At 60.8% G+C, this 13,989-nt stretch carries 15 protein-coding genes and 1 pseudogene; 14 read left to right on the plus strand and 2 right to left on the minus strand.

The window, feature by feature from the left end; translation table 11 throughout:
• Positions 1 to 136 (plus strand): annotated as a pseudogene (locus M1B34_RS34230) (sigma factor-like helix-turn-helix DNA-binding protein); the annotation flags it as partial.
• A gap of 508 nt (positions 137 to 644) precedes the next feature.
• Here M1B34_RS34230 and fdxA read toward each other — a convergent pair.
• A complete protein-coding gene (gene fdxA, locus M1B34_RS30540) occupies positions 645 to 968 on the minus strand; it encodes a ferredoxin FdxA (protein ID WP_007908827.1) in 324 nt (107 codons plus the stop codon).
• Between the two features lie 142 nt (positions 969 to 1,110).
• A complete protein-coding gene (gene mutS / locus M1B34_RS30545) occupies positions 1,111 to 3,690 on the minus strand; it encodes a DNA mismatch repair protein MutS (protein ID WP_268267063.1) in 2,580 nt (859 codons plus the stop codon).
• A 184-nt stretch (positions 3,691 to 3,874) separates the two neighbouring features.
• On the opposite strand from mutS, the gene M1B34_RS30550 reads away from it, so the two are divergent.
• The 13 genes from M1B34_RS30550 (at position 3,875) to M1B34_RS30610 (ending at position 13,767) form a co-directional block, all read left to right on the plus strand.
• On the plus strand, positions 3,875 to 4,618 hold the full coding sequence (locus tag M1B34_RS30550; protein WP_123336647.1) for an XRE family transcriptional regulator: 744 nt from the start codon (positions 3,875 to 3,877) through the stop codon (positions 4,616 to 4,618).
• A 523-nt stretch (positions 4,619 to 5,141) separates the two neighbouring features.
• Positions 5,142 to 5,492, plus strand: a complete 351-nt coding sequence (locus M1B34_RS30555; protein ID WP_123336646.1) for a phage holin family protein — start codon at positions 5,142 to 5,144, stop codon at positions 5,490 to 5,492.
• Positions 5,493 to 5,579: 87 nt separating this feature from the next.
• The gene (locus tag M1B34_RS30560; RefSeq protein WP_268267064.1) at positions 5,580 to 6,101 is read left to right on the plus strand and encodes a hypothetical protein; all 522 of its coding nucleotides are present in this window, start codon (positions 5,580 to 5,582) and stop codon (positions 6,099 to 6,101) included.
• Complete coding sequence (locus tag M1B34_RS30565) at positions 6,098 to 6,688, plus strand: phage baseplate assembly protein V (protein WP_268267065.1); 591 nt, start codon at positions 6,098 to 6,100, stop codon at positions 6,686 to 6,688. The genes M1B34_RS30560 and M1B34_RS30565 overlap by 4 nt, the downstream gene beginning before the upstream one ends.
• A 93-nt stretch (positions 6,689 to 6,781) precedes the next feature.
• Positions 6,782 to 6,985 (plus strand): hypothetical protein, encoded by a 204-nt coding sequence (locus M1B34_RS30570; RefSeq protein WP_123336641.1) that lies wholly within the window; start codon positions 6,782 to 6,784, stop codon positions 6,983 to 6,985.
• Between the two features lie 4 nt (positions 6,986 to 6,989).
• Positions 6,990 to 7,316: a GPW/gp25 family protein gene (locus tag M1B34_RS30575; RefSeq protein ID WP_268267066.1), complete on the plus strand. Its 327-nt coding sequence runs from the start codon at positions 6,990 to 6,992 to the stop codon at positions 7,314 to 7,316.
• Positions 7,313 to 8,194 (plus strand): baseplate assembly protein, encoded by an 882-nt coding sequence (locus tag M1B34_RS30580; protein ID WP_268267067.1) that lies wholly within the window; start codon positions 7,313 to 7,315, stop codon positions 8,192 to 8,194. The genes M1B34_RS30575 and M1B34_RS30580 overlap by 4 nt, the downstream gene beginning before the upstream one ends.
• Position 8,195: 1 nt before the next feature.
• Entirely contained in the window at positions 8,196 to 8,801 is a 606-nt protein-coding gene (locus tag M1B34_RS30585; RefSeq protein ID WP_268267068.1) for a phage tail protein I, read from the plus strand.
• A complete protein-coding gene (locus tag M1B34_RS30590; RefSeq protein ID WP_268267069.1) occupies positions 8,798 to 11,224 on the plus strand; it encodes a phage tail-collar fiber domain-containing protein in 2,427 nt (808 codons plus the stop codon). The genes M1B34_RS30585 and M1B34_RS30590 overlap by 4 nt, the downstream gene beginning before the upstream one ends.
• Positions 11,225 to 11,238: 14 nt before the next feature.
• A complete protein-coding gene (locus M1B34_RS30595; RefSeq protein WP_268267070.1) occupies positions 11,239 to 11,667 on the plus strand; it encodes a phage tail protein in 429 nt (142 codons plus the stop codon).
• A gap of 93 nt (positions 11,668 to 11,760) precedes the next feature.
• On the plus strand, positions 11,761 to 12,927 hold the full coding sequence (locus M1B34_RS30600) for a phage tail sheath family protein (protein ID WP_268267071.1): 1,167 nt from the start codon (positions 11,761 to 11,763) through the stop codon (positions 12,925 to 12,927).
• Positions 12,928 to 12,939: 12 nt separating this feature from the next.
• Positions 12,940 to 13,449: a phage major tail tube protein gene (locus M1B34_RS30605; protein ID WP_123336630.1), complete on the plus strand. Its 510-nt coding sequence runs from the start codon at positions 12,940 to 12,942 to the stop codon at positions 13,447 to 13,449.
• Between the two features lie 12 nt (positions 13,450 to 13,461).
• A complete protein-coding gene (locus tag M1B34_RS30610) occupies positions 13,462 to 13,767 on the plus strand; it encodes a phage tail assembly protein (protein WP_268267072.1) in 306 nt (101 codons plus the stop codon).
• Positions 13,768 to 13,989 lie beyond the last annotated feature (222 nt).

The raw sequence follows: 13,989 nt of genomic DNA on the forward strand, positions 1-13,989 counted from the left end.
CACCCTGGAAGACGTTGGCCTGGAAATCGGCTTGACCCGTGAGCGGGGTTCGGCAGATCCAGGTTGAAGGGCTCAAGCGCTTAGCGTGAGATCCTTGAAAAAAAATGGCCTGTCCAGTGAGTCGTTGTTTCAATAACTGCGTCTGACTGACCCAAGCAAGTAAAAAAATGCCCCGACTGGTTCGGGGCTTTTTGTTGCGCCTTGGAAAAGAGGTGTGTCTGCATAGGAGGTAGTTGGGATTACTCTGGGTTTCCATGTAAGCCAACGCTTACTTTTTCGTAAGTTTTGGGTTTGATTATCACTTGAGATTGTCGATTTCATACTGCGTTAATTTATAACTTGTTGATTTATAAGTTATTTAAATTATTTGTTCGCCCTGGAAGACCGATTTTTCGGGCAATCGTTCGATTGCTCTCGCCGGGGAACTCTTTAATATCAACCCTGTGTCGACGGATAGACACAGCCATCAAGGATGATGGTCAGGACATCGCAGGAAGCGATTCATCAGGACGATGAAAAGGAACACAGGGACTAGGGAAAAAATGTGGGCGGGTCATACCGCCCCTTTTTTCGTCTGTAGAAAAGTCCCGGTTCCGGAAAAGCAAAAAGGCCCGCAAGGGGCCTTTTCGGGAACGCGGCGGTAATCAGCGTTCGAGATCTTTGATCTTGCCTTTAACACCATCCCACTCTTCGGCATCCGGCAGAGATTCTTTCTTTTCAGTGATGTTGGGCCAGATTTCTGCCAGCTCTACGTTCAACTGAATGAACTCCTGCATCTCTTCCGGGACTTCGTCCTCGGAGAAGATAGCCACAGCGGGGCATTCAGGCTCGCACAGCGCGCAGTCAATGCACTCATCCGGGTGAATCACCAGGAAGTTCGGGCCTTCGTAAAAGCAGTCCACCGGACAGACTTCTACGCAGTCGGTGTACTTGCACTTGATGCAGTTGTCGGTGACGACGAAGGTCATTTCTAATTCTCTCCTCAGACGGCGGCAGCGGAGCCCCTTCAGGATGGGGTCGCCAGGTTTGGGAGCGATAGTCTGCGAACCAGGCTAATAGTTCGCAGCATCCCAAACCGCGCGAGATTCTAACAGCTTGCAAGCGTCTGCGTTAGATGCGTGTCTTTAATGTGTAGAGCATTTCCAGTGCACGACGTGGCGTCATGTCATCCAGATCAAGCTTGGCCAGGTCATCGAGCACTGGGTGAGGCAAGCTGGCGAACATATCGCTTTGCTGTGGAACCGAGGGTTTGCCTGCTGCTGGAGGTGGCGCTTCGTGGGGCAGGCTGGTGGTTTCCAGACGGCTCAGGTGCTCCCGGGCACGCAGGATCACCTGGCTGGGAACCCCGGCCAATTGGGCCACAGCCAGGCCGTAGCTTTGGCTGGCAGGCCCAGGCAGCACATGGTGCAGGAAAACGATGCGTTCGTTGTGCTCGGTGGCGTTGAGGTGCACGTTGGCTACCAGCGGTTCGTTCTCCGGCAGCACCGTCAGTTCGAAGTAGTGGGTGGCAAACAATGTATAGGCACGCAAATGGGCGAGACGTTCTGCCGCAGCCCAGGCCAGGGACAGGCCATCGAAAGTACTGGTTCCGCGACCCACTTCGTCCATCAGCACCAGGCTGCGGTCGGTGGCGTTGTGCAGGATATTGGCGGTTTCGCTCATTTCCACCATAAAGGTCGAACGGCCGCCGGCCAGGTCATCACTGGAACCAATCCGGGTAAAGATACGGTCGACCAGGGACAGTTCGCAGCTGGCCGCCGGTACAAAGCTGCCGATATGGGCCAGCAGGACGATCAGCGCTGTTTGCCGCATGTAGGTCGATTTACCGCCCATGTTCGGGCCGGTGATTACCAGCATGCGGGTGTTGTCATCCAGGCTCAGGTCGTTGGCGACGAAGGGCGTGGTCAAGACTTGCTCGACCACTGGGTGACGACCCTGGGTAATGCGCATGCAGGGTTCGCTGACAAACCGTGGGCAGTTCAGGTCCAGGTTCAGCGCGCGTTCTGCCAGGTTGCTGAGTACGTCCAGCTCGGCGAGGGCGCTGGCGGTGTCTTGCAGCGGCGCCAAGTGGCTGATCATCTCCTCCAGCAGGGCGTCGTACAGCATCTTCTCCCGCGCCAAGGCCCGGCTCTTGGCGGACAGGGCCTTGTCTTCAAAGGCCTTCAGCTCTGGAGTGATAAAACGCTCGGCACCTTTGAGGGTCTGGCGCCGGATGTAGTCCGCTGGTGCCTGCTCGGCCTGTTTGCTGGGCAGCTCGATAAAGTAGCCGTGGATACGGTTGTAGCCGACCTTGAGGTTGGCCAGGCCGGTGCGGGCCTTCTCCCGGGCTTCGAGATCAATGAGGAACTGCCCGGCGTTTTCGCTCAGGGATTGCAGCTCATCCAACTCGGCGTCGTAACCGGTCTTTAGTACACCACCGTCGCGGATCACCGCCGGAGGATTGTCGATCACCGCCTTGGCCAGCAACGCGGCCAGTTCCGGGTAGGTGCTGGTGGTCACGGCCAGTTGGGTGAGGTGCGTGGCTTCCAGTTCGGTCATGGCCACTTGCAGTTCCGGCAGGGCGGCCAAGGCATCCCGCAGGCGGGCCAAGTCCCGAGGACGGGCGTTGCGCAAGCCGATACGGGCGAGAATCCGCTCGATATCACCGATTTCCTTGAGCTGGGGCTGCAGCTTTTCGAAGCGATAGCCATCCAGCAGGCAGGTGATCGAGGTTTGCCGTGCCTGAAGGACCGCCAAATCCCGCAGCGGGCGGTTCAGCCAGCGAGTCAGCAAACGGCTGCCCATGGCGGTCTGGCAGCGATCGACCACCGATTGCAACGTGTTGTCGCGGCCACCCGCCAGGTTGGTGTCCAGCTCCAGGTTGCGGCGGCTGGCACCGTCGAGAACCACGGTGTCGTCCAGGCGTTCGTGACGCAGGCTGCGCAAGTGGGGCAGGGCGGTGCGCTGGGTTTCCTTGGCGTAGCTCAACAGGCAACCGGCGGCGCCGATGGCCAGGGTCAGGTTTTCGCAGCCAAAACCCTTGAGGTCCTGGGTCGAAAACTGCTGGCACAGACTCTTGTGTGCCGAGTCTCGTTCAAAATCCCAGGGCGCACGACGGCGCACACCGCGGCGTTTCTCCGCCGGCAGGCCTTGTGGCCAGTCGTCCGGGATCAGCAGTTCCACCGGGTTGATACGCTCCAGCTCGGCCAGCAGGTTTTCCCAGCCCTTGATTTCCAGGACGCTGAAATTGCCGCTGGTGATGTCCAGTACCGCCAGGCCAAACAGTCGTTCGTCACCCAGCACTGCTGCGATCAGGTTGTCGCGGCGCTCGTCGAGCAGGGCTTCGTCACTCACTGTGCCCGGGGTGATGATGCGCACCACTTGGCGCTCCACTGGCCCTTTGCTGGTGGCCGGATCGCCCACTTGCTCACAGATCACCACCGATTCGCCAAGCTTCACCAGCTTGGCCAGGTAGCCTTCGGCCGCGTGGTAAGGAATCCCGCACATGGGAATCGCCTGGCCAGCCGACTGTCCGCGCGCCGTCAGGGTGATGTCCAGCAATTTGGCGGCCTTCTTCGCGTCTTCATAGAAGATCTCGTAGAAGTCGCCCATGCGGTAGAACATCAACTGATCAGGGTGCTGGTTCTTGAGGCGCCAGTACTGCTGCATCATCGGCGTGTGTGAGGACAGATCGGAGGTATTTTTACTCATTAGGTATTTAGGCGGATTCGTTGAAAGTGGTGAGGCGTAAGGGGCTCAAGGCCCGGCTTTTGCGATGGCGGCAAGGTTACCACGGGGGCGGCGGCCTTCGCAGGCACCGCGAAGTGGGTGGGTATTCAGGTTATGCATTATATATGCAATTCAGCATTTGTATTCAGGCAAAATAACCCGCAATATGCGCATTATGCAAAAACGCAACGTTTCTACCGTCTTAAGAGAGCTGCTGGATCGTCACGGGATCTCCCCCACGGAGCTTCACCGTCGTACCGGTGTGCCTCAATCCACCCTCTCGCGGATTCTCAGCGGCAAGATCGTCGATCCGTCGGACAAACACGTCTCGCGGATCGCCGAATACTTCCAGGTGAGCACCGATCAACTGCGTGGACGCGCCGATGTAGCGCCGGCCCGCGCCGTGGACCGCGATGAGGTTCATTCCGAACTCAAGGACATAAGCCTGTGGGATGACGACACCCCCGTCGACGACGACGAGGTCTCGGTTCCCTTTCTTCGCGAGGTTGAATTGGCTGCTGGATCAGGAAGATTCGTCATCGAGGAGAGCGAGCGCGCCAGCCTGCGGTTCGGCAAGCGCAGCCTGCGCCATAACGGTGTGCAGTTCGATCAGGCCAAGTGCGTCACCGTGCGCGGCAACAGTATGTTGCCGGTGCTGCGTGATGGCGCCACAGTCGGGGTCAATGCGGGCAAGTGCGCGATTGGCGACATCATCGATGGCGACCTCTATGCCATCAACCACAACGGCCAGTTGCGGGTGAAGCAGCTCTATCGCCTGCCCACGGGCATTCGCCTGCGCAGCTTCAACCGTGATGAGCACCCGGATGAAGACTACAGCTTCCAGGACATCCAGGAAGAGCAGATCAGCATCCTCGGCCACGTCTTCTGGTGGGGCATGTACGCCCGCTGATTCTGCCCTTTCCTTCAAAACCCGCCACTGAGCGGGTTTTTTTTCGCCCTGACGAAATCCCCTCAAGCCTTGATTCGCGCGGCCTCCATGCGTTCGTGCATTTCTAATGCATAAATAAATGCATTTGTGCATTGACTGTATATGCATCCATGCATATTCTTTGTCCCAAGCCGCTCAACAACGGCGAGCAACACCGCTCTTTAGTGGCAAAGCAAAGGCAGCGATGAACCGGCCTCAACGGTTCAGAGGGTTGGCAACTGACCCGGGTGTGCAGCGTAAAGCACCAGAAGCAGTTATCCGGCGGACAGGGTCGCGGTCGGAGGAACAATTTGAATGGATCCGTACCGCGCCAGTAGCGCCGAAAGATCAGAGGACCGCATTACTGAAAAGCCCGGGCGACCGGGCTTTTTGGAATGCCTACCGAAGCCGCGGGGGCTTGCCCCGCCAGGCGCTCTGCAGCGCAGGTTACACACATCTATTGTCCGGCCTGTTCGCAGGCCTTTTTTCAGCCCGGGAGACATGAATGACAAACGAGCAACAAGCGTTGCTGGATATGCCGATCTGGCTGGTCATCTTGCTGGCGCTGGTCGGCGGGGTGTCCGGCGAAATGTGGCGCGCCGACAAGGAGGGCGCTCGCGGCTGGTCGCTGATCCGGCGCCTGGCCTTGCGCTCCGGAGCCTGCGTGGTCTGCGGCGTCTCGGCCATCATGCTGCTGTACGCCGCCGGGGTCTCGATCTGGGCCGCCTGCGCCTTTGGTTGCCTGACCGCCATGGCCGGCGCCGATGTGGCGATCGGCCTTTACGAACGCTGGGCCGCCAAGCGCATCGGCGTGTGCGAACCCCCTTCACGGGACTCGCACTCGGATCGGCCCTGAGCCCCCGATCAACCGCCGCCGCCCCTCAGGCTGGTCGGCCCAAGCCCCCTGTACGTCGCAGTGTCGACACGATTCTGGAACCGGACAATGAGCGAATTGACGAACTTGCATGACGCCATTCTCTCGACCATCAAGGCGGCGATGCCGCACGTCCAAACGGTCGAGGAATTCCCCGCATCACTGGATAGCCCTTTTGCCCCCACCATTTACTGTGCAATCAGCGCCATGGACTTGGGAACCGACCCGGGTGACGGGCGTAGCGGCATCCGGGCCACTGTTGAGGCCCGGGTGCTGGTGGACGCCAGCCTGCCGCAGGCACCGTTGCAGGCGGCCACGCTGGCTGCGCAACTGATCAACCTGCTGCGTTGCCAGTACTGGAATCTCGACTTTGTCGACGCCGCCACAGCGGTGCGGGCGTTACCGGTGAGTTCGGCAGCTGAGCCGCTACAGAGCGCGGTGTGGACGGTGCAGTGGCAGCAGGTGATTTACCTCGGGCAAGAACAGTGGCTGTGGCCCGATCAACCCCCGGGAACACTGATGTTGTCCATCAGCCCCGATGCCAGCCCGGGTCACGAGGCGGGTTACCAGTCACCGGAGCAAATGGAATGAGCTTCGTGTCTGCGACCCATGACCGGATGATCGCCGGGCTGATCATTCCTTGCAGCGTGGTCGGCGTGGATCTGGCGGCGGGCACTGTGCGTGTTTCCGATGGCGCCGGCTGGACCAGCGCCTGGGTTCGCTGGCACAGCCAGGCCGCGGGCAAGGCTCGTCACTGGCGAGCGCCGAGCCTCGGCGAGCAGGGCGCCTTGATCAGCCCCAGCGGTGAACCGGCCCAAGGCACGTTTGTGCCCGGGTTGTACGGCAATGCTGGCCTCCAGCCGGACAACCGCGACCATGTCGAGGTCTGGCGTTTCGATGATGGCGGCTCGCTGGTCTACGACTGGCAGGCCAAAAGTTACAGCATCAGCCTGCCCAGCGGCACGGTGACCGTTCAGGTCGGCGGCAGCTCATGGGTGGTGACGCCCAGTTCGATCACTGGCCAGGCCAGCACGCTTAGCCTGACCGGGGACATCACCTTGAATGGTGATGTGCTCATCAACGGTTCGAGCTTGAAGCACAACGGGGTGAACGTCGGTTCGACCCACACCCATTCCGCTGTGATGCCGGGGCCCGGCTCAACCGCAGCCCCTCAGTGACGCGTTGCGGATCATCGCCGACGCCACAGCCATCACCACCCACATCAACCCATAAACCCGCCGCGTGCGGTTTTTTTGTACCCGGAGAACAGCATGGCCACCCCTAGAAAAAGTGTCGTCCGCTCGGCAGATAAAGGCGCTGCGGTGTTTCGCGACACCCGCTTCACCTCTCGCGTTCTGATCTTGCCGGACGGCCGCCCGTTGCCGGTGGTCCAGGGCCGAGTGTCGGCGCCGACCGGCGACAGCATCGCCCGGGACTATCTGAACAAACACCCGGATCTGCAGCTACAGGAGTAACACGATGATTGGAATGGATCGCCGTACCGGCTTGCCGCTGTCCGGCATCGAGCATTTGCGGCAGTCCATCGAGGACATCCTGACCACCCCCCTTGGCAGTCGGCGGATGCGACCGGATTACGGCAGCAACTTGCGCCGCTATGTCGACTTGCCGGTGACCGGCGGTTGGAAAAGCGCGGTGCAGGCTGATGTGGCCCGGGCGCTGTTGCGCTGGGAACCACGACTGAAACTGGAGCGGGTGCAGGTGGTCGCGGTGGTGGAGGGCCAGATCAGCTTTCAGCTGACGGGTCAGTACCTGGGCAATAACGCGGTTTTGGAGGTGACGGCATGAGCATGCTGGATTTGTCGGCATTGCCAGCGCCGCAGGTGCTGGAAAGCCTCGATTTCGAGGCGCTGTATCAAGGCAAACTGACGACCTTTCGTCAGCACATGGGCGACAACTGGACCGCCAATCTGGAGAGCGACCCGGTCACCAAACAGCTGGAGCTGGCCGCCTACGGGGACATGCTGCTCCGGGCCCGGGTCAATGACGCGGCCAAGGCGCTGCTGTTGGCCCATGCCCAGGGCTCCGACCTGGATCACTTGGCGGCCAACGTCAATCTGCAGCGTTTGGTGATCCAGGTCGAGGACCTGCAGGCGGTGCCACCTGTTGCTGAGGCCAAGGAATCGGACGACGCCCTGCGTGAACGCATCCAACTGGCCTACGAAGGGCTGACCACGGCAGGGCCGCGCAACAGTTACATCCTGCATGCACGTAACGCCTCGGCCCTGGTTGCCGATGCCGAGGCGCAAAGTCCGTCGCCAGCCCGGGTGACCGTCACGGTGCTGAGCCTGGAGGGCGATGGCACGGCGAGCCCCGAGCTGCTGGCGAATGTCGCGGCGGCCCTTAACGACGAAGATGTGCGGCCGCTGGGGGATCGGGTCACGGTACAGAGTGCCCAGGTGCTGCCCTATCGCATCAATGCGGTGCTGCACATGAAGGGGCCTGGGCCGGAAAGTGACGCGGCCCAGGCCGAAGCCGAACGCAAGCTGGCGGCCTGGATCAACCCGCGACGACGGCTCGGCATCGAGGTGGCGCGATCGGCCATCGACGCCCAGTTGCACGTCGCCGGTGTGGCCCGGGTTGAGCTGACGGATTGGCAGGACCTCGCTCCCACACCGGCCCAGGCGGCGTACTGCATCGGCTACAGCGTCACGCTGGGGGGCTAATATGACCAGCCTACTGCCGATCAACAGCACGCCGCTGGAGCGCGCCCTTGAGGCCGCGAACGCCGGCGACACCGCCATCCTGCTGCGCACCCTCTACAACCCCACGACCTGCCCGGTGCATCTGTTACCCCAGCTGGCCTGGGCCTGGTCGGTGGACCGTTGGGACCCGCGCTGGGCCGAGTCGGTCAAGCGCAACGCCATCCGCGCCTCGTTCTTCATCCATGAGCGCAAGGGCACCATCGGTGCCTTGCGCCGGGCAGTCGAGCCCCTGGGCTACCTGATCGACGTGGTCGAGTGGTGGCAGACGGTGCCCGAAGGCGAGCCCGCCACCTTCGCCCTCAAGGTCGGGGTGCTGGACACCGGCATCAGCGAGGAAATGTACCAGGAGCTGACCCGGCTGATCGACGACGCCAAACCGCTCAGTCGGCACATGAGCGGCCTGGCCATCAGCCTGGAAACCACCGGCGTGATCGGCTTTGGCGCCTATGTGGGAGAGGGGGAAGTGATCGACGTTTACCCGCCCAGCTCCCGCGATATCGAAGTGACCGGCCGCTATGGCCAGGTCATGTGCATTGATGAAATTGACACCCTGGACGTGTACTTATGATTGATTCAAACAGTCAGTTCTTTGCCATTCTCACGGCCGTGGGCGAGGCGAAACAGGCCAATGCCACGGCCTTGGGCCTTCCCTGGACCTTTACGGAAATGGCGGTCGGCGATGCCAATGGCACCGATCCGATTCCGCTACGCAGCCAAACCAGGCTGATCAACGAATGGCGCCGCGCACCGGTCAACCAGGTGCGTACCGACCCGGCCAACCCGAACGTGGTGGTCACCGAGCAAGTGATTCCTGCCGATGCCGGTGGTCGCTGGATCCGTGAAATCGCGCTCTACGATGCCGACGGCGACATGGTGGCGGTGGCCAACTGCGCACCGAGCTTCAAGCCCTTGCTGGCCCAGGGCACGGGCAAGACCCAAGTGATCCGCATGAACTTCATCGTGTCCAACACGGCGCAGATCGTGCTGAAAATCGATCCGGCGGTGGTGCTGGCGACCCGGGATTACGTCGATAACGCGGTGATCGAAGCCCTGGCCAAACTGGACTTCAAACACTCGGCGCTGGTGGCCACCACGGCCAATATCGCCTTGAGCGGCTTGTTGACCGTCGACGGTGTGCTGCTGCCGGTCGATGCCCGGGTGCTGGTGAAAAACCAGACCCAAGCCAAGGACAACGGGCTGTATGTGGCGTCGACCGGTGCCTGGAAGCGCGCGACGGACGCCGACAGCAGCCTGGAAGTGACCCCCGGGCTGTTTGTCAGCATCGAGAAGGGCACGGTCAACGGCGACAGCGTCTGGCAGTTGGTCACCGATGGGCCAATTGTCCTCGGCACCACGGCCCTGGCTTTTGAAATGGCCGTGGGCCGGACGGGCATCAGCGCCGGTTCCTACGCCAACGTCACGGTCGACAAATACGGCCGGGTGATCGCCGGTACCAACCCCACAACTCTCGCCGGTCATGGCATCAACGACACCTACACCAAGGCCGAGATCGAGGCGCTGGTGGCTCAGTCCTCGTCATTGCCAGTGGGTTCGATGGTGGCGTTTCCCAAGGGCAGCGTGCCGTCCGGCTTTCTGGAAATCGATGGCAGTGTGCAGAGCATTGCCATCTATCCCGATCTGGCGGCGTATCTGGGGACCACCTTCAATACGGGGGGAGAGGGCGCAGGGAACTTCCGTTTGCCGGAGTCGCGGGGTGAGTTTCTGCGGGGCTGGGATCATGAGCGTGGGGTAGACGCGGGGCGGGTGATTGGCAGCTATCAAATTGGTGGCGGTGTTGTCATGGGTATTGATGGCAGACTTTCGAACCGTGCGGGAACTATTGCGCCATTCAGTGCAGTTGTACCGGAAGATGGTAGTAAGACTGCTTGGCTCAATACGGGGGATGGGGCAAATGCTGCTGACGTTGATCTTAGATTTTCGTTGGAAGGTTCATCTGTTCGGCCCACAAACCTGGCTGTGATGTGGTGCATCAAGGCCTGGAACGCTCCAATCAATCAGGGCCAAATCGACGTGGCGGCGTTGGCCAATGAAGTGGCTGCGCTGAAGTCTGCCACACCGGTGGGCGCCATTATTCCGTTCCCAATGGGCGCCGTTCCCGCTGGGTACCTTGAGTTGGATGGACAGGTGCTGAGCATCGCCACCTATCCTGATCTGGCGTCCTATCTAGGTAGCACGTTCAACACGGGCAGCGAAGGTGCTGGCAACTTCCGTTTGCCTGATTCGCGTGGCGAGTTTCTGCGGGGCTGGGACAATGGGCGCGGAGTCGATCCGGGTCGTGTGCTGGGTAGCAATCAAGCGGATGAGTTCAAGAGTCATACGCACTCGGTCAAAGACAGCTCAAATGTTGGCAATGTGTTTGACTCCTGGACGTACGGAGATACCGGCGATGGGGTCACCCAAGACGAAAACCTGAGGACGAATCCAACAGGCGGATCGGAAACCCGTCCCCGCAACCTGGCCGTCATGTGGTGCATTAAAGCCTGGAGTGCGCCGATCAATCAGGGAAACATCGACGTTGCTACATTGGCGACGCTGTCTGCCCAGGCCACTGAGATCAATCAGGGCACAGCAAAAGTCGCCACTCAATCCGCGGTTGACGCCGGTACTGACGATAGTGGCTTTGTAACGTCACTGAAGCTGCGCCATGGGTTCTCTGCAGTTTTTGCCAGCACGGGTTACATCGCGCTGCCGAGTTGGCTGGGCGGTTGGATTCTGCAATGGGTCAGCACCGGAGCGATAACCAATCTCGCGTCCGGCGGCACAGCCACTCGGCCGGTTGTCTGGCCGCTGATGTTCCCAACTGAGGTTCTTGCCCAGTGGGGGATCGCTGTAGGGGCAACCGTGGGTGATGTGGGGATGGTCCCCACTGCCAGCATTCCTACAAAAGTGGGCATGACGCTAGGCATCTACAACGCGGCAGTCGCCGCTAAAAACATGTCGAATACCATCGGCTTTGGCCTTGGCCGCTAAAGGGGGAACATCCATTGATTTACTACAACCCTGCCTCGGGCGGTTTTCTTGACACCGTGATTCACGGGAAAAATCTGCCCAGCGGCCTTATTGAGGTCAGCAATGAGCAGCGGGCCGAGATTATTGCGGCTCGTGCGAATCATCAGGTCGTGGTCTGTGAGGGGGGCGTTATCTCGTTCCAAGATCCGCCGCCCCCAACCTTGGCTGAACTCGCGGACCAGGAGCGGACATGGCGTAACGCCGAGTTGGTGCTGGGTATGCGATTGCGTGATCGCCACCGCGACCAGTTGGAGATCAAGGTACAGCCCACGCTCAGCGGCGATCAGTTCAAAGAGCTGTTGCTGCACATGCAGGCCTTGCGCGACTGGCCTCAGTCCTCGGCATTTCCCAATCCTGAGCAAAGGCCGCCTTCGCCGCCTTGGCTCGCCAACTCACCCCAATAAACGCCCCGCACCGACGGGGCGTTTTCTTTTCCCCTTCACCCACACCCTCACAGCCCCCTTACCCCGGGGCTTTTTCATGTCTGGAGTTTATCCATGAGTGGTTTTTTCCACGGCGTTACCGTTACCAACGTGGACACCGGCGCACGCACCATTTCGCTGCCGACGTCTTCGATCATTGGCCTGGTGGACACCTTCACCGAAGGCCCGACCTTCAGCGCCAAGTTCAACGACCTGCTGCTGATCACCAACGAGCGTGAGGCGATTGCCGCCTGGGGCCCGGATGCGGCGATCACCAAGGCCTGCCAGGCCATCTATCAACGTGCCAAGGCGGTGATCGTCGCCTGTGGCGTGGAGAAGGTCGAGGACGCGGCCCAGCAGACCTCGGCGATCATCGGCGGCGTGCTGGCCGACGGCAAGCGTACCGGTCTGCAGGCGCTGCTGGACGGTAAGAGCCGCTTCAATGCGCAGCCGCGTCTGCTGGTCACCCCCAAGCACAGTTCGACCCTGGCGGTCGGCACCGCGCTGGTGGCATTGGCCGACAAGCTGCGCGGCCTGGCGATTCTCGATGGCCCCAACACCACCGATGAAGCGGCCATGGCGTACGCCAAGAACTTCGGCGCCAAGCGCGCGTTCATGGTGGACCCGGGCGTTCAGTACTGGGACGCCGGTGACAGCGCCACCGTCGATGCGCCGGCCTCGGCCTGGGTCGCGGGCCTGTTTGCCTGGACCGACAACGATTACGGCTTCTGGGCCTCGCCGTCGAACAAAGAGTTTGTCGGCATCACCGGCACCACCCGCTCCATCGAGTTCCTGGACGGTGATGAAACCTGCCGCGCCAACCTCCTGAACAACGCCAACATCACCACCATCATTCGTGATGCGGGCTTCCGCCTGTGGGGCAACCGCACGCTGTCGAGCGATCCGAAGTGGGCGTTTGTCACCCGTGTGCGGACCCTGGACATCGTGATGGACGCGATCCTCTACGGCCACAAATGGGCGGTCGACCGCTCCATCACCGCGACCTACGTCAAGGACGTGACCGAAGGTCTGCAGGCGTTTATGCGTGACCTGAAGAACCAGGGCGCGATCATCAATTTCGAGGTCTACGCCGACACCGAGCTGAACACCGCCAGCCAGTTGGAGCAGGGCAAGGTGTACTGGAACATTCGTTTCACCGACGTACCGCCTGCCGAAAACCCGAACTTCCGCGTCGAGGTCACCAACCAGTGGCTGACCGAAGTCATCGAACAAACCGCTTAAGGAGCAGTAGCAATGGCAATGATTCCCGAAACCCTGGCGAACATGAACCTGTTCGTCGATGGCATCAGCTTTCAAGGCGACGTGCCGAGCCTGACCCTGCCCAAGTTGACCCTCAAGACCGAGGAGCATCGTGTCGGCGGCATGGACGTGGCGGTAGAACTGGACATGGGCATGGAGAAACAAGAGGCCGCGTTCAGCACCACCGGTGTGCGCCGTGAGTCGCTGAAACTCTTCGGCCTGGCAGACAGCACCGGCTTCAACGGTGTGTTCCGTGGCGCCTTCAAGGGGCTCAAGGGCAAGGTCACCCCGGTGATCGTGACCCTGCGCGGGCTGCTCAAGGAAGTCGACATGGGCGACTGGAAATCCGGCGACAAGGCCGAGATCAAGCACAACGTGGCCCTGACGTACTACAAGCTCGAAGTGGACGGTCGCCTGATCTATGAAATCGATGCGCTGGGCATGAAGCGCGTGATCAATGGCGTCGACCAACTCGCCACTCAACGCTCGGCCTTGGGCCTGTAAGGAAAACTTCCGATGTCTCAAGCACTGAAAAAAGTCCCGGACTGGATGATCCTCGGCAGCGATAGCGTCGCTGTCAGCCTCAGCAAACCGGTGGAGATGAATGGCGTGGTCTGCGACAGGGTCACGCTGCGAGCTCCGACCGTACGCGATGTGCGTGCGGCCAATGCGGCGGCCGCTGGCGACGATGAGCAGCGCGAGCTGATCCTGTTTGCCAGCCTGGCCGAGATCAGCGCCAAGGACCTGGAGGGCATGGCCCTCAAGGACTACCAGCGCCTGCAGGCCGGTTATTTTCGCCTGGTGCAAGACGACGAGCTTTGACCCGGCGGTGATGAAGATGCGGCGAAGCGCTCGCCAGCGAGCTCGCATTTTTCCGCCAGGAGATCATTACCATGCGCTTTAGCGACATGGTTCTGGTGGCTCACGGATTGAGCCCTTCACCGCAGGATAGGAGTAGCAGATTGGCGAGCAACTGGTATCAGGGCTGGTGGTGATTGGTGCTCCGTCAGTTCGACGTTGGACCGCCGCCTTCAAGACGGTGGA

The organism is Pseudomonas morbosilactucae (assembly GCF_023241715.1).
In the GTDB taxonomy this organism is placed as follows: Bacteria; Pseudomonadota; Gammaproteobacteria; order Pseudomonadales; family Pseudomonadaceae; genus Aquipseudomonas; species Aquipseudomonas morbosilactucae.

Excerpts from the sequence above, each read along its gene's own strand:
- fdxA (WP_007908827.1), bottom strand. The coding sequence starts at position 968 with ATGACCTTCGTCGTCACCGACAACTGCATCAAGTGCAAGTACACCGAC.
- mutS (WP_268267063.1), bottom strand. The coding sequence starts at position 3,690 with ATGAGTAAAAATACCTCCGATCTGTCCTCACACACGCCGATGATGCAG.
- M1B34_RS30550 (WP_123336647.1), top strand. The coding sequence starts at position 3,875 with ATGCGCATTATGCAAAAACGCAACGTTTCTACCGTCTTAAGAGAGCTG.
- M1B34_RS30555 (WP_123336646.1), top strand. The coding sequence starts at position 5,142 with ATGACAAACGAGCAACAAGCGTTGCTGGATATGCCGATCTGGCTGGTC.
- M1B34_RS30560 (WP_268267064.1), top strand. The coding sequence starts at position 5,580 with ATGAGCGAATTGACGAACTTGCATGACGCCATTCTCTCGACCATCAAG.
- M1B34_RS30565 (WP_268267065.1), top strand. The coding sequence starts at position 6,098 with ATGAGCTTCGTGTCTGCGACCCATGACCGGATGATCGCCGGGCTGATC.
- M1B34_RS30570 (WP_123336641.1), top strand. The coding sequence starts at position 6,782 with ATGGCCACCCCTAGAAAAAGTGTCGTCCGCTCGGCAGATAAAGGCGCT.
- M1B34_RS30575 (WP_268267066.1), top strand. The coding sequence starts at position 6,990 with ATGATTGGAATGGATCGCCGTACCGGCTTGCCGCTGTCCGGCATCGAG.
- M1B34_RS30580 (WP_268267067.1), top strand. The coding sequence starts at position 7,313 with ATGAGCATGCTGGATTTGTCGGCATTGCCAGCGCCGCAGGTGCTGGAA.
- M1B34_RS30585 (WP_268267068.1), top strand. The coding sequence starts at position 8,196 with ATGACCAGCCTACTGCCGATCAACAGCACGCCGCTGGAGCGCGCCCTT.
- M1B34_RS30590 (WP_268267069.1), top strand. The coding sequence starts at position 8,798 with ATGATTGATTCAAACAGTCAGTTCTTTGCCATTCTCACGGCCGTGGGC.
- M1B34_RS30600 (WP_268267071.1), top strand. The coding sequence starts at position 11,761 with ATGAGTGGTTTTTTCCACGGCGTTACCGTTACCAACGTGGACACCGGC.
- M1B34_RS30605 (WP_123336630.1), top strand. The coding sequence starts at position 12,940 with ATGGCAATGATTCCCGAAACCCTGGCGAACATGAACCTGTTCGTCGAT.
- M1B34_RS30610 (WP_268267072.1), top strand. The coding sequence starts at position 13,462 with ATGTCTCAAGCACTGAAAAAAGTCCCGGACTGGATGATCCTCGGCAGC.